Below are 16,112 nucleotides of genomic sequence, written 5' to 3' on the forward strand. Positions count from 1 at the left end.
CTATTCTTCGTACTCTGTAAAGTCGACGTTCTCTACAATCCAGCGTTTTCGCGGATCAACCTTATCACCCATGAGCGTAGATACACGACGTTCTGCTTTTGCTGCATCAACAATCTGTACCTTCAGCATCGCACGAGTTTCCGGATTCATTGTGGTCTCCCACAGTTGATCCGGGTTCATTTCACCTAGTCCTTTATAACGTTGAAGCTCAACATTATTACCGAATTCCTTCATGTAATTAGCCAGCTCTTCATCCGTCCATGCATATCGAACTGTCGCAAGCTTACCAGACTTACGAGTAAGTTTGTATAATGGCGGCTGAGCAATATATACTTTGCCTGCATCAATTAAAGGCTTCATATAACGATAAAAGAAGGTCAACAGCAGCACCTGAATATGTGCACCATCGGTATCAGCATCGGTCATAATGATAATTTTGGAATAATTGCTGTCTTCAACTGCAAATTCGGTTCCAATGCCCGCCCCGATCGCCGCTGTAATAGCGCGGTATTCTTCATTTTTGAGAATATCAGCCAGCTTCGATTTTTCCGGATTGAGCGGTTTTCCCTTGAGCGGCAAAATAGCCTGAATCTTCGAGTCGCGTCCCTGTTTGGCAGAACCACCTGCGGAATCCCCTTCGACAATAAATAACTCATTTCGGGTAAAATCCTTCGATTGCGCCGGCGTCAACTTGCCGTTCAGGTTGGAACTTTCACTGCGCTTTTTGCCTGTACGCATATCATCCCGTGCTTTGCGAGCCGCTTCTCTGGCTCTGGAAGCTTGAACCGCTTTGCGAATTAACGTTTGCGCTACCTGCGGGTTTTCTTCCAGGAACCGCTGAATATTTTCGGACACGACCGAATCCACTGCACTTCGAGCGGAAGCGCTGCCGAGCTGATCCTTGGTCTGACCTACGAACTCAACATCTGACATTTTGACACTGATGACGGCCATCATACCTTCACGCAGGTCATTACCTTCGAGATTTTTATCTTTTTCCTTGATCATGCTGGTACGCCGCGCGTAATCATTCATTACACGGGTATACGCAGCCCTGAATCCGGTCTCATGAGTACCGCCGCCCCGAGTAGGGATTGAGTTCACGAACGAAGCCAGTGTTTCCGTATAACCCGCGTTATACTGGATTGCCACTTCGACTTCAATGTCATCCTTCTCCGCATAGAAGTGAATTACATCATGCAACACATCTTTATTTTCGTTAAGAAAAGCAACAAACTGGCTTGCTCCGCCTTCATACATGTATTCATCCTGATTGCCCGAACGTTCATCCTTGAGTACAATTCTCAGACCCGAATTCAGAAAAGCAATCTCCTGAAGACGTTCTGCCAATGTATCATAATTGAATTGAATGCCGCTCTGGAACACCCGAATATCCGGTTTAAATGTAACTTTTGTACCTGTCCGATTGGTATTGCCCAACACCTCGAGACCGGAGACCGGTTCACCGACATGTTCAATCCCTTTTTTGTCCTTCCAATACTCGAATCGCTGACGATGAATCTTGCCATCACGGAAAATCTCGACTTCAAGCCACTCGGACAATGCGTTTGTAACTGACGCACCTACACCGTGCAAACCGCCTGATTTTTTGTATCCTGATCCACCGAACTTTCCGCCTGCGTGCAAAATCGTAAACACGACCTGGGGAGTAGGAATCCCTGTTTTATGTATACCTGTCGGAATTCCCCTTCCGTTATCCTGAACCGTAATAGAACCGTCCTTATGCAGCGTGATATCGATTTTGGAGCAGAATTTGGCGAGATGTTCGTCGACAGCGTTGTCGACAATTTCCCATACCAAATGATGTAAACCTGAAGTGCTGGTGCTGCCGATATACATCCCCGGCCGTTTCCGTACCGCTACCAACCCTTCAAGTACTTGAATGTCGTCCGCGTCGTAGCCTGAAGACCCCTGTCCTCCGCCTGTCGAACCTGCCGACATATCGATTTGCTCGACCATTCATGCTCCCCCTTCTTAACTTGCAACTAAAAAAATGCCTAAAATGCAAACAGATGTTTTCTTATCCTTGTCCATTTTAATTCAAGATATCCCGTTTCGTAAAGACAAGGAATGACACAATGAGTGAAGCAATGCCCCAAACACTAAGCACAATAAGGGAAAAACCTAAATTCATACCCTCGATTGGAGGTAACCCGCCTGACAAATAATTCGGAAGTTCGAGGTTAACCATGAACAAATACTTCGCTGTCTGCCAAGATGCTGCCATACTGGTCAAGATTGTTCCTGCAATCAGCGCGGCCATCATGATAACGATACTTGCAGCAGTACTGCGCACGAGCACGGATACCATAAATGCAAGCATAGCCACAATTACACTCACAAACCAGATCAGTCCTGCCTGCATGAGCATATACAGCCACTGGTCTACAGCATGCACTGCCGACATATCGACATCTGTTCCCACAACTTTGAATCCTGTGAAGATTGGCATGTTGAAGCCTTTATAACCAAAGACCGCACCCGATATGACATAACATATAATGTAGGCTGATACCACTATGATCGAAACAAACATAATCAGCGTAATTAATTTACTCAGAAGCACTTTCCAGCGTCTAACCGGACGCGTTAAAAGCATTTTAATCGTCCCTGTCGTACGTTCACCAGAAACAAGATCTGAAGCAATAGCCATGATTAACAGTGGAATAAACAATCCAACCGCGTTGTTCATGAACTCCCGCGTAAAGGTGACACCGCCCGGTTCTTTGGGATTGATGTCATTCTCAAGATAATACTGCATCTGCTGGATATATACTGTTCTATATTTTTTGTACTCTTCAGGTACCCGATCGCTACCGAGCGAATTTTGATTGTCTGTGATGGCCTGTTGCAGTTCAAGACGCCAATCGCCGCCAAACTTGTCGCGATTATTCTCCGCAGATTTCATCTGGGCATACGTAAACATCGGTACGAGGACCGCAAGTACAATAAATATAATATAAAGCCGTTTTTTCTTCACCATCTTAATCGTTTCATTGCGGATCAGCGGCATGATATTACTCAATGGATTCACCTTCTGTCATTTTTAAGAATAGTTGTTCAAGCGTAGGCTGAATCCGCTGTACCCCTTCAACCTGTACACCAGCTTGAACCATCTGTTGCACCATATCAGGAATTCGATCTTCGTGCATCTCGGCAACCACAGCGTTGGGACCAAGGCCCGCAACAATGGTATCATCCATCACATCCGCAGGTCGACCTACCAGAGCAATGCCTGCATCCTGCAACATTTTTTTGCCTTGCTCCAGTGGTGAAACATGCCATATGGCCAACTTGGAATGATCTTCAATCAGTTCGCTTACACCTCCAACAGCAAGCACACGCCCAGCACTGATAATGGCTACTCTGTCACAGAGAAGCTGGATCTCACTTAACAAGTGACTGCTGACAAATACAGCCATACCTTCACTGGCAAGTTGCTTAATAAAGACACGAAGTTCCTTAATCCCTTTTGGATCAAGACCATTTGTCGGTTCATCCAGAATAAGCAGACGCGGTCGCCCAAGCAGCGCTTGTGCAATACCGAGCCGTTGACGCATACCCAATGAGTACGTTCTGACTTTATCGTGAATCCGCTGATCCAGACGCACAATATCTACAACTTCCTGAATTCGTTCATTGTCCACACCTGGTTGCATGCGAGCGAAATGCTCCAGGTTCTCCCACCCTGTCAGATATGTATATACCTCCGGATTTTCAACAATGGAGCCTACATACTTCAAAGCACGCTCAGGGTCCCGATTCACATCATAACCACAGACTTTAATTTTTCCTTCTGTTGGTTTGATCAGATCGACCAGCATCCGTATCGTAGTTGTTTTGCCGGCACCGTTGGGACCGAGAAATCCGAAGATTTCACCCGGTTTCACGTCAAATGTAACGTCCTTAATGATCCATTTGCGTCCGATCCGCTTTTTCAGATTCTGTACGGATAGGACGGAATCATACTGCTGCTCTGCCATTTAATTTCCGCTCCCTTCTGCCGATGTATCTGCCTGGAATTCCTGTGCAATCCGAACTGCAATTTGCTCATAACCTTGTCCGTTGGGATGGAAATGATCTGACGAGAGATACTCCCCCAGATGATTTTCAAATAAATCGAATGTAGGGACCAGTGTCATCTTGTCCTCATTGTTCAAAATAGCCAGTGCAGCATCGTTCCATGCAGCAACTACTGCATTACCCGGCTTCTCCAGTTCCTTCACATCACCAAATGGATTGTACAGCCCTATGTACGCAACCTGTGCATCGGGATTAATTTCTTTGACTTTCTTCAATATCTCTTGAAGGCGCTTGGACGTTTCCGGCAAAGCCGCTGCCAGCTGCTCTGCTGTTGGCGGATCTTCCCCCTGGAGAACTTGTCCTCCCTGGAACAAATCATTTGCGCCGATCGAGAGCAAAATAAAATTGGACTGTTGCAGGACGTAACGCACGCCTTGCTCATCGAGTTTTTCCAATAAAGCATCTGTTCTCAAACCGTTCACACCCAGATTATTAAGAACCTGAACATCATATCCTTTATCTTTAAGCAGATTCCCTGCACGTCTCACAAAACCGAGTCCTTCATCATCCCCCGTGCCTCTTGCCAGGGAATCGCCGATGACGGCCATCCGAATCTTGCCATCTTCCACGACAGCGGGTTTCCCCTCGATATCCTTAGATGGAGCAGTTGCCTCCTGACCTGTAGTTAATGCGGAATCTCCCTCGGGGAAAATCACGTCTTTTATGGCGTATCCAAATCCAAATAACAACAGCAAAGTTGCCAAGATGGATACTGTACTGACAGTTCTCCAGATCCATGGTGCTGAATCAAGGCTTTTTTTCTTTTTCATCATCACATCTCCGCTCATGTACACCAATCCGGGTGCTTTATAATTTATAATGACTTTACATTAAGGCGTGTCTGAAAATCCGCTTACTTCGGAGTTTTCAGACACGCCTTGATGATGCTATTCCTAAATAACATAAATGTTCTGTCGTTAATTTGCAAACTTTGGCGCTGCATTCGCAGAATTCATTTTTTATATGTCATTTTACGGAAAAAAGGTTATACCATACACAGATATGAACTGTGTACTGGCATAACCTTGTGGAAAAGAAAATCATACTTTCTTCATTATAAATCGATTACTTACCGATAAACTCTTGTGCCCAGTATCCGTTATAGAAACCTACACCGATATGTGTAAAGTTTTTGCTCAAGATATTAGCGCGGTGACCTTCACTATTCATCCAAGCTGTAACCACTTCCTGTGGTGTTTTTTGTCCTTGGGCAATGTTCTCACCTGCATAGCTGTATGTTACTCCGAATTGTTTCATCATATCAAACGGAGAACCATACGTAGGTGACTGGTGGTCAAAATAGTTGTTGTTACTCATATCTTTTACTTTCGCAACAGCTACTTTGTCCAGAAGTGCATCTGAAGTCAGTGCGTTCAGACCTGCTTTAGCACGCTCAGCGTTCACAAGTTTTACAACTTGAGTAGCAAAGTCGGATTGTGTGCTTTCGCTACCATTATTACTTGTATTGTTACCTGTGTTTGAAGGATCTTTTGCCGGTGTAGTTGCCGGTTTTTCTTCTTGAGCTGGTTGTGCTGGTTTAGTCGGTTGCTCCGGCTTAGTTGTAGGCTCAGCGGGTTTTGTTGTTGGTTGAGTTGGTTTTGTGGTCGGCTCAGCAGGTTTTGTCGTTTGATCAGGCTGCGTAGCAGGTTTCTCTACAATTTGCCCCTCGGATACGGTGTATCCATTTTGTTTGAGCCATTTCTCAATATAAGCTTTCAAGCTGTCTGTGCTTGTAATTTTGTACGTTGTGATAGTCTTATATGTTGAATCTGCAGCAGACGCGGAAGCAGGAAGCATTACCCCTACGGCCAGTACGGCTGTCAGACTACTCGTTACGACAGTTTTCATCCATTTCTTTTTCAAATTCATTCATCTCCTTAAGATTAGTTATTACAACTTTGTAATTAATACTCTAGCAGTATATCAATTCAACCGGAGATTGTGAACCTATAAAATATGGAAAAGTAACTTTTTTGTCATTTTTTAGAATGTTACAGATTTGACTGAGGGCTTATCCTGTAAGGCTCTCCCCCCATCGACAAAAGCATAAAAAAAAGACATTCGGACTAAAAATGCTAGTCGAATGTCGCTTCACCATCTATTTATCATTCACCACACAAGAATCTGCAGATCAGGATATCATGAGAATTTCCATGCAATAGAAGAAACTTTATTTATACTATAGAAGAACTTTACTGAACCGATAACCTCTCTTCTGAAAACCAATGTGCTCATAAAAAGAGTACGTTGTTGAAGTCACTTCACGGTTTGCACCCGTGACAAACAGTTGTTTACCACCTTGCTGTCTGCCCCAATCTTCGGCACGAGCCATCAGACGACGGGCAATCCCACCACCACGATGTTCTTGACCTACAATCAGGGAAGTAATTTGTGCGGCAGGTTCTGGATAGGCATGACTTTGCACGCATTGCAAGCCAATCACACCAATAATTTGTTCATCCACTTCGGCAACAAGCATGCATGCATTTGGATTGGTTTCCAAACATTCAATACGTTCTTTCATGACATTGGTTGTTGTCGGATAGCTGACCTCTCGCATCAGTCCCGTTACCGCTTCAGCATCTCGCAGCTCACACTCTCGGATCATCAGTACAGGGGCCTCAACATTATTGGACATGATTTACCTCCACTTTCAGCATATTAGCGGCTTGCACCGCTGTTTTACGAGCTTCTTCCACATCTTGGCCAGCACTTAAGGCTACAGCCATTCGGCGTCCTACTTTGGTCTCAGGTTTGCCAAATACACGAATCTGAGTACGAGGAAGAGCCAGTGCTTCTTCAATCCCGCCTACAGTAAAGTCAGATGTTTCATCATTAGCCTTCAGCGTTGCTGAAGCTCCCGGTGTCAACAGATGTACACCTGTGACCGGAAAACCAAGAATTGCACGTACATGCAGCGCAAACTCGGAACTGTCTTGCGTCACCATTGTAACCATACCCGTGTCATGCGGACGAGGAGATACCTCGCTGAACACAACCCCATCCGATGTGAGGAACAATTCCACTCCAAACAGTCCATACCCGCCAAGTTCATCCGTGACGGATTTGGCAATATGACAAGCTTGCTGCCATTGCTCAGGAGTCATTGCATGAGGCTGCCAGGATTCGACATAATCCCCATCCTTTTGAATATGACCAATCGGAGGACAAAATACGGTGCCTGATACAGATCTAACGGTGAGTAATGTAATCTCACTGTCAAATTGCACAAAGCTCTCCACGATAACACGAACGGATTTGCCACGAGCCCCCGAAAGAGCAATATTCCAGCAATCCTCCACGTCGTCCGGTGTTCGGCATACACTCTGCCCTTTGCCGGAAGAACTCATCAATGGTTTAATGACACAAGGTGTGCCAAGCTTACGTACGGCTTCCTGAAGTTGTTCCAGGTTGTCCGCAAAAAGGTAGTCAGCTGTCGGAAGTTTCAATTGTTCGGCTGCAAGCCGACGGATGCCTTCGCGATCCATCGTTAAACGTGCAGCTCGGGCAGTAGGTACTACACAAAATCCCTCTTCCTCAAGCTCCAGTAAAGCTTCTGTTGCAATAGCTTCAATCTCAGGTACGATGTAATGAGGTTTTTCTTTACGGATCAATTGTTTCAAAGCTTCGGCATCCAGCATGTCGATGCAGTAAGACCGGTGCGCGACCTGCATCGCAGGTGCGTTCTCATAACGATCAACAGCGATCGTCTCTACTCCCAGTCGTTGGGCCTCAATAACGACCTCTTTTCCCAATTCTCCACTGCCTAGTAGCAGCATTTTTTTGGCTTGAGCCGTAAAAGGAGCACCCCACATGTTCTTTCCAATCCTCCCAAAGAGAAATCTTCTATATCTGTCTGTCTCTCTATTTTCGGGGTTTTGGTTAAAGATTGCAAGAGTGCTCCCTATTTTTCTTGTGAATTTTACAAGATTTTTTGTGTTTTTTCGATCAAATTTTACAATTACTGCTCTCGGATTCGATACTCCTTCCATTCCTCCCAAAATTAAGGAAATGTTAACAGAGCAGACTTTAATACTCCAACGAATCAAAATACGCAAACAAATCCCAAGTTTAAAGACTTGGGATTTGTCGATTTTTTTCTCTAAAGATTTCATTATGGGAAGAAACATAAGCCATCTTTGGTGCACCTGGCGTCATATATTGTTTCGCACTATTAACTGCCACGATCGCATCATTGAAGGCTCCTGCAATGAGTCTAACTTTGCTTTCGTGCGTCGCACAGTCTCCTGCTGCAAAAACACCCGACAGACTCGTCTGTGCATGATGACTCATTAGAACCATTCCATCGTCCATTGCTAAGCCACAACTGACAAGATCACTTAGATTGCTTTTATACCCATGACTAATGACGACTTCATCCACATCTAAAAATACATTGTCCTGACTCTCCATATGCGTAATTACAACCTGATGGATACGTTCACCATGATTATGAAGCCGTGTGATGCTATATGGTGTTCTGACATCCGTTACATTGTTCATCTCGCTAACATTGCGTTCCATTGCACGAAACTCATTATTCCGGTGGATTACAACTACACTGCGAGCAAGTTGAGCAAGTTCAATTGCCCAATCTACTGCACTGTTGCCTCCTCCTGAAATGAGCACACGTTTCCCTGAAAAATGTTCTGGATTTTGGACGGTATAATGAAGATTTTCATACTCACATTCCATTGGCTCTTGAAGCTTCAATTTTTGAATTTCTGCGATACCGCGGCCCACTGCAACAATGATCGTGCGCGTATAATGTATCTTCCCTCCAGTGGTATACATACTCCATATTCCGTTATCCAGTCGAGTGAACCTTTCCACTTTGCAATTCAATACAACCGTTGGATTAAATGTATTTGCCTGCTGAACAAGCCACTCGATCAACTTCGAACATTTCATAGGCGGTAGACCGCCTACATCCCAAATTGTTTTTTCCGAATAGGTGTGCAGAAATCCACCAAGCTGGTCTTTACCTTCGATGATTTTAACTTTCATATCACGCATCCCTGCATAAAAAGCCGCATACATGCCAGCAGGGCCGCCTCCGATGATGGTTACATCATAGATATCTTCTTCATTCATTTTAAACACACCTTGTTAATTTAGTTATGAACTCTAGATACATGTCACTTTACCCGTTTGCTTTATTTGTTTTTTGCTTCAAAAGTAGCAACAATATCATCAATGACATATTCATCGGCAAGTGGAGACATTCCCAGATTGAACCATTCCTTGCCACCCACCATATAGACGTGGTCCTGCTTGACTGCTTTCAGATTTTTCCATAATGATGAAGATAACATATCTTCAAATTTCTTTTTAATTTCCGGATTAGTCTCATCATCCAGCTGAACGATCAGATGATCTGCGTTGTATTCAGGCAGTACTTCCAAGGATACGGACATGGCAGTTTGATCTTTCGGGAAATTAGGAAGTGGATTCATTCCCAATCGTTTGTGGACAAAGTTTCCTCGGTCAAGGTTCTCACCATGAAGTACGATTTCTTTTTCCATCACTCTAATGTAGAGAACAGTCTCCTCTCCAATCAGCTTATCCAATTTGGCAGCAGCTACCTTCTCCTTATCCACCAAATCCTGAATCACCTTTTCTGCCTGTTCTTCTTTGTCCAAAATTTTGGCCATATCCCGCAGTTCATCGCGCCAATCATCACGCTGTGGCAAAAGTACGGTAGGTGCAATCAGAGTAAGCTGATCATAGTCCTTTTTGGACCACCAGTCAGGAGCGGTAATTAAATCCGGAGCTGCCTCCATGAGTGCTTCAAAGTTAGGCGTTCTTCCTATTCCCATTTTCATCGTGTTTGCGAATGCTTCTTGCAAGTAAGAAGGAAAATCCTCATGGTAGTTCTGTACAGCAATGGGTACGATGCCAAGTGAATATAAAAATTCTGGATATACAACCGACAAACCAACTATTTTTTGTGGGTTCACCGGAATTTCAACTTCTCCCATTTCCGTGTTCACTTTTTTTACCTGACTTGTTTCTGTTGTGGATGTATTGGTAGAACCAGTCTTCTGACCTTCGCTCGTAGCCTCATCTTGCCCCGCTGCACCACAAGCCGAAATAATGAGCACCAACATCATGGTGCATAGTACCGTTAACCATCTGAATCTCATTCTTTATGTACCCCCTATATGGCATTTAGTTATGACAACGTCTAATTAATAATAATTATCATTATCATTTGATATAGGAGTAAGTATATTAAAATATGTTCAGGTATGATATTGACTATTCAGACTTTTTGCTATGGACGATCTTGCCATAACTTTAATATTTCATCCAACATAAGCTCATGGGTAAATGCAGTGTAGTCCAGCAGGACGCTCGACAAAAGCATATCCATTCTGCCATTCTGTACCGCTAACAACGCAAGCCATTCTTCAGACTTACGCACAGCAGACCATGTCTGCCTGGATGTCTCATCATCACCCACAATCAGTAATATTCTTTCAACGTTGAGAACAGACAACTCCCTAATGGTTACTGTGCCCCGTTCCCAATAAGTCTCAACTCCTTCGGGACCCTCCATTTGCATATCAACGTAAAAAACGGAAGCAATACTCCTTGGGCCTAACATCTGCAACGCTTCACCATAAACTTTGAGTACAACTAATCTGTCTTTTCGTATGAAATCCTCAAGCTGGTCCTTTATGGTCGTTGCCTTCTCTTTATATCTTTGAAGCCATACCTCTGCAATATCAGACCTGTCCAAAAAGCTTGCAACATATCTCAAATGCTCTCTCCAATCTCCTTTTCCCAACGGGAGGTCACACACAGGAGCAATGGAATGAAGCTGTTTTTGCAAATCCTCAGACTCCGTCCCAACAGTAATAATATAATCAGGTTTAACTAATCGAAGCTGTTCCAGCCAGGTGGTCTCACTCTCTGCGAGTGGCATAACTTTGTCCGTTTCATATTTACGTCGGTAATAGTATGTCCACGGATGACTTGCCGGCGCGGCACAGGGAATGATCTGCAATGCAAGCAGTATACCAATGCTCACAGAATGAACCGCAGCAATTTTTTGTTTGCTATTACGTATAAACGCTGCTGGTGGAATGCCAGAGATTTGCTTGAATTTACGCCGGAAATACGTCTCATCCTGATAACCCACGTACGATGCCACATCCTTGAGTCGATAACTGTGATCATTTCTCATTAAGATCTGGGCTTGTTTAATTCGGTATAGCGTTAAATAGTCCACTGGACTGTAACCATACCTTTTCTTGAATAAACGCATGAAGTGTCGAGGGCTCATTCGTGCCACATTTGCTAATTCCTCAATGGTTAATCTCTTCGAATAATTCTGCTCCATGTAACTTTTAACATGTTCAATTGGTGAAGCCAGATCCGTCTTTTCGGCACAGGCCACCTCGTAAAACATGGTATACAATAGTTCCTGAAAACGAATCTGACCATAGTACCTTTGCAAACCATCCTTCTTCAACGTGTGGTGGTAAATCATCTGACAGATCACGCCAACAGCAACGAGCGAAGATGAGCTGACCTCGCCATTCACTTCATTACGTAAAAGTTGCTTCATCATTTCAAGGGCTGTTCCACCCTCCTGCTCCAGTGCGTACATGACATCAAAATCCATGTGATACACACCTCGTTCATCCAACGAATGCACAGTTGCCTCAACCAGTTGCCCCGGGAAGCCTACATACAGTCCTCCCGCCTTTAATTCAATGAAACTGCCATCTATTTTCAACCACCCTTGTCCACTGGCTACAAATATTAACATGTATGTTTCAATGAAGTGTTTCCTCAGAAACCACTCCGTCGCAGGATCACTTGTATAATTCACGTGAAGGAGCCTAAAAATCATATGATCCAGGTGATCCAAATGCTTTGAATTTATTTCGTTGTTGTCCATCTGCATTGATCTCCCTCCAGCCATGAACGATAGTATTGATTTCATTCTTCAAAAATATAACATACCACACTAACGTTTAAAAAAAACACTCCGGCTATCCTCTAACCTGTCTTCAATGAATAAGATGCACTTATTATTGAAAGAACAGGCTATAGAACACCAGAGTGTTATAAGTTCATAGATGTTCAGACGCTTCACAAGCATCCGAAGTTTTCATTTTCATCACAAAAATCTGTATTGAGCTTCTATTAATCCATTATAGACGCCTTGTTTTTGGATAAGCTGCTCATGGTTGCCCTCTTCTTTAATTTCACCATGATCCAGGACGATAATGTTATCTGCATTCCGGATGGTTGAGAGACGGTGAGCGACCATAAAGGATGTTCTTCCCTGCAACAGCACCTTCAACGCTTCCTGGATTTTAAGCTCTGTCTCTGTATCAATACTCGCTGTAGCTTCATCCAGAATCAGTATGCGTGGATCAGCAAGCAGCGCACGGGCAAAGGATAACAGTTGTCGTTGTCCCATGGATAATACGTTCCCGCGTTCCTCTACTTCGGTATCATATCCGCCAGGCAGCTTCATGATGAACTCATGTGCATTGACTGCTTTGGCTGCGTCCTCCACCTCTTCATTTGTTGCATCCAGTCGTCCAAATCGAATATTGTCACGAATCGTACCCGAGAAGATGAAAGTATCCTGTAATACAATGCTGATCTGGCTCCGTAAACTCTCTACCGTTACATCCCGCACATCCTGTCCGTCAATGGTGAGACGTCCGCCGGATATATCATAGAAACGACTGATCAGATTGATGATCGTACTTTTACCCGAGCCCGTATGACCAACAAGTGCAATCGATTGTCCCGCAGCCGCCGAGAAACTGATTCCTTTCAGCGCCTGTCTGCCCTTCTCGTATTCGAACACCACATTTTCGAATGCGATATCTCCTTTAATAGAAGGAAGTGGCTTGGCACCTGGTTTATCCGCGATACTTGGTTTTTCATCCATGAATTCGAAGATACGCTCCGATGATGCCATCGCAACCAGCAACTGATTGTACATCTGTCCCAGACGGTTGATTGGGTCCCAGAAGTTGCCGACATAGTTGGCAAAAGCCACAAGTAATCCCACAGTCAACTGACCTTCCTGAATCAGGTAAGCACCAAACCAGAAGAGGATTAATGTACCGAAACCGCCGGTAATCTCAATCAGCGGTCCGAAGCCTTGGTTCATCGCTGATGCTCTATCCCATGACTTTTTGCTGGACAGGTTCATGTTGTCAAAGTATTTCATGTTCTCTTTTTCCTGGGTATAAGCCTGAGTCACTCGAATCCCCTGAATGGATTCATTCAAGTGGGAGTTAATCCGAGAGTTCTTCATGCGCACATCCTGCCAAGCCCGACGGATCAGCACCCGCAGTTTGGTCGAGATGATAAACATGATTGGCACCGTAATGATCACGGCAAGACCCAGTTTCCAGTTAATCAACAGCAAGATCACAATGATGCCGAGCAACTGTACGCAGTCGATCATGACGTTAACTGCACCGTTCGTGAACAGATCCTGAAGGGAGTTAATATCATTTGTAACACGTACCAGTACGGAACCTGCCGGTCTTTTGTCAAAAAAGTTAAAGGACAGCTTCTGGATATGCTTGAACAGATCCGAGCGAAGGTCATAAATAACACGCTGTCCGATAATGTTTGTCAATTTGATCCGGTACGTATTGGCAGCCCACTGAATGAGATACAACACAAATATGGAGCCTGCGATAAGATATAGCATAGTCATGCTTGGCAACCCCGTTGCCGGTGCGATGGCCCGGTCAATCGCCAGACTGATTAGAAAAGGTACGGACAATTTCGTAATGGTACCCAAGATCATCATTAGAATAACGAGTGGTAACAATTGTTTTGCATAAGGTTTCATGTATGCAAATAAACGTCCGAACTCTTTCCAGTTAAACGGTTTTTCAATAATTTCATCATCCTGATACACAAATCGTTCATTCAGTTTCTTCTCAGAGGCCACTTTTGCCTCGCGCCTGTCTGCTATCGTTTCGGCACTCATGAATTCACCTGCTCCCCAGCCTCCCGCTTACCGCGGGCAATATAATCTGCATATTGAATTTTATAAACATCCTGATATGGTCCAGGCACTTCAATGAGTTCGGTATGTTTGCCACGTTGTACCACGCGACCTTCATCGAGCACCAGAATCTCATCTGCATGTCGTAGTGAAGATATCCGGTGTGCAATAATAAATGTTGTTCTGCCGCGCATAACTTCCTGGAAACCGGACTGAATCTCGTGTTCTGTCTCCATGTCCACGGCGCTGGTTGCATCATCAAGTACCAGAATTTTCGGATTTTTCAGCAAAGCCCTTGCGATCGCAATCCGCTGTTTCTGTCCACCCGATAATCCCATACCGCGTTCACCAACCACCGTGTCATATCCGTCCGGGAACTCCATAATGAATTCATGAGCCTTGGCCAGCTTGGCTGCACGGATAATTTCATCCATAGTGACGTTCTTAAGTCCGTATGATATGTTATTGCGAATGCTGGATGAGAACAGGAATGTTTCCTGGAAAACAGAAGCGATCTGACTCCGCAAACTACGGATACCTATATCTTTGATGTTTTTGCCATCCAGCTTGATCGTTCCCGAGTTCACGTTATAGGCACGCATCAGGAGCTGAATAATGGTCGATTTACCTGACCCTGTTCCCCCGAGGAAACCGATTACAGAACCGGGTGCAGCATCAAAATTAATATCGGTTACCGCTGGCATTTTATTGCCGTAGGCAAAGGTAACGGATTCAAACGTTACATGGCCGTTGACCTGATCTGCCTCCACAATGACCGGATCTTGCGTTTCTTCCACATCCACTGGCGTATTGAGCAGTTCGAGCACCCGTTCACCTGAAGCTTTGGATTGCGTATAGTTGTTGATATGGAACCCAAGGTTCCACATTGGACCGATTATGTACCAGATCAAACTGAAAAAGGCAACGAGTTCACCGAGTGTCAGCGTCTTCTGTATAACCATTCTTCCACCGATTATCAGCAACAGAACGATACTCACCGAAGCAAGAATCTCCATGATTGGAAAATAGCGACTCCACAATGTTGCGGCATGAATCTGATTTGTCTTGTAACGTTCATTACGTGTAGAGAACTTCTCCACTTCATAAGGCTCACGTGCAAAGGATTTTACCGTACGTACTCCAGTGATATTCTCCTGTACCGCTGTCGTCAGTGAACTGAGCGCCAGCCGCATCTCCTGAAATGCAGGGTGAATTTTGGATTCGAATCTCAGCGCAACGAAGGCAAGTAATGGGATGCATATGAGCGTGAACAGCGTAAGCTGCCAACTCATGGTCATCATCATGATTGCGCCGAATACGACCATCAAAACCATGTTGAGAATCTGGGCGAAACCAAATCCGATAAAGTTACGGATGGCTTCCAAATCTCCCGTGAGGCGGGACATCAGATCACCTGTCTTGGCCGTATCATAATAACGGAAGGATAAAAATTGAAGCTTTTCGTAACATGCGTTACGAAGTCTGTACGCCAGGAAGTTACCCAAGCGTCCTCCAAAAAAGCCATGTAAAAACTGCATTCCCGCTTTCAAAATAACTACACCTAACACAGTCAAAGCAATGATGGGAACGTCTTCAAAAGTTCGCGGAACAATAATATCATCAATCAGTATCCTCAGCATGTACGGATACACCAACCCAAGTGCGGTCGCTAAGGCGAGGAACAAGATTGATACAAATAAATACGTTCTCTTTTCCCAAAAAAAGGTTTGCAGTTGCCTAAGAACATCCATGTTTCTCCTCCTCTTATGTCGTTCAAAAATACTATGAACATTTATGAAGTTTATCACCGTACCCCTTTCGCGGCAAAGCGAATAACAGACCATATTCTGCCTGCTTTCAGCTTATTGACGCATTAACGAAGGTAAATACCCACCTTTCAATCAAATGTTTGAATATTCTCTTTATTTCAGGTTGTTCGTACCAAAAAAAGGCTCCCTATATGCCTTTTCGGCAGGGGCCTTTTTGGGTTGATTTTCGCAACATT

The 16,112-nt window shown here is 44.4% G+C and carries 12 protein-coding genes; all 12 read right to left on the reverse strand.

Translation table 11 applies throughout. The features are described from left to right. Positions 1-1,980, reverse strand: coding sequence for a DNA topoisomerase IV subunit B (gene parE, locus NST33_RS19485; protein ID WP_221820406.1), 1,980 nt, complete (start codon positions 1,978-1,980; stop codon positions 1-3). A gap of 76 nt (positions 1,981-2,056) precedes the next feature. After that, entirely contained in the window at positions 2,057-3,046 is a 990-nt protein-coding gene (locus NST33_RS19490; RefSeq protein WP_036613298.1) for an ABC transporter permease, read from the reverse strand. Then, complete coding sequence (locus NST33_RS19495) at positions 3,039-4,004, reverse strand: ABC transporter ATP-binding protein (RefSeq protein WP_100527270.1); 966 nt, start codon at positions 4,002-4,004, stop codon at positions 3,039-3,041. The genes NST33_RS19490 and NST33_RS19495 overlap by 8 nt, the downstream gene beginning before the upstream one ends. Further along, positions 4,005-4,892 carry a GDSL-type esterase/lipase family protein gene (locus NST33_RS19500; RefSeq protein ID WP_339304763.1) on the reverse strand — a complete coding sequence of 296 codons (888 nt, stop codon included), beginning with the start codon at positions 4,890-4,892 and terminating at the stop codon, positions 4,005-4,007. It lies immediately after the preceding gene. 277 nt (positions 4,893-5,169) lie between these two features. Then, a complete protein-coding gene (locus tag NST33_RS19505; RefSeq protein ID WP_221820404.1) occupies positions 5,170-5,967 on the reverse strand; it encodes a CAP domain-containing protein in 798 nt (265 codons plus the stop codon). Between the two features lie 316 nt (positions 5,968-6,283). Beyond that, entirely contained in the window at positions 6,284-6,742 is a 459-nt protein-coding gene (locus tag NST33_RS19510) for a GNAT family N-acetyltransferase (protein WP_036613284.1), read from the reverse strand. Beyond that, positions 6,732-7,919 carry a formate-dependent phosphoribosylglycinamide formyltransferase gene (gene purT, locus NST33_RS19515; RefSeq protein ID WP_221820403.1) on the reverse strand — a complete coding sequence of 396 codons (1,188 nt, stop codon included), beginning with the start codon at positions 7,917-7,919 and terminating at the stop codon, positions 6,732-6,734. Before purT ends, NST33_RS19510 begins: the two co-directional genes overlap by 11 nt. Positions 7,920-8,175: 256 nt before the next feature. Next, positions 8,176-9,198 carry an NAD(P)/FAD-dependent oxidoreductase gene (locus tag NST33_RS19520; protein ID WP_339304765.1) on the reverse strand — a complete coding sequence of 341 codons (1,023 nt, stop codon included), beginning with the start codon at positions 9,196-9,198 and terminating at the stop codon, positions 8,176-8,178. Between the two features lie 62 nt (positions 9,199-9,260). Next, entirely contained in the window at positions 9,261-10,250 is a 990-nt protein-coding gene (locus NST33_RS19525; RefSeq protein WP_339304767.1) for an ABC transporter substrate-binding protein, read from the reverse strand. Positions 10,251-10,381: 131 nt separating this feature from the next. Further along, positions 10,382-11,884, reverse strand: a complete 1,503-nt coding sequence (locus NST33_RS19530; protein WP_339304769.1) for an AraC family transcriptional regulator — start codon at positions 11,882-11,884, stop codon at positions 10,382-10,384. 354 nt (positions 11,885-12,238) lie between these two features. Then, positions 12,239-14,089: an ABC transporter ATP-binding protein gene (locus NST33_RS19535; protein ID WP_036613270.1), complete on the reverse strand. Its 1,851-nt coding sequence runs from the start codon at positions 14,087-14,089 to the stop codon at positions 12,239-12,241. Continuing rightward, positions 14,086-15,858 (reverse strand): ABC transporter ATP-binding protein, encoded by a 1,773-nt coding sequence (locus tag NST33_RS19540; protein ID WP_145322364.1) that lies wholly within the window; start codon positions 15,856-15,858, stop codon positions 14,086-14,088. Before NST33_RS19540 ends, NST33_RS19535 begins: the two co-directional genes overlap by 4 nt. Positions 15,859-16,112: the final 254 nt, after the last annotated feature.

Source organism: Paenibacillus sp. FSL L8-0435 (genome assembly GCF_037965655.1).
GTDB lineage: Bacteria > Bacillota > Bacilli > Paenibacillales > Paenibacillaceae > Paenibacillus.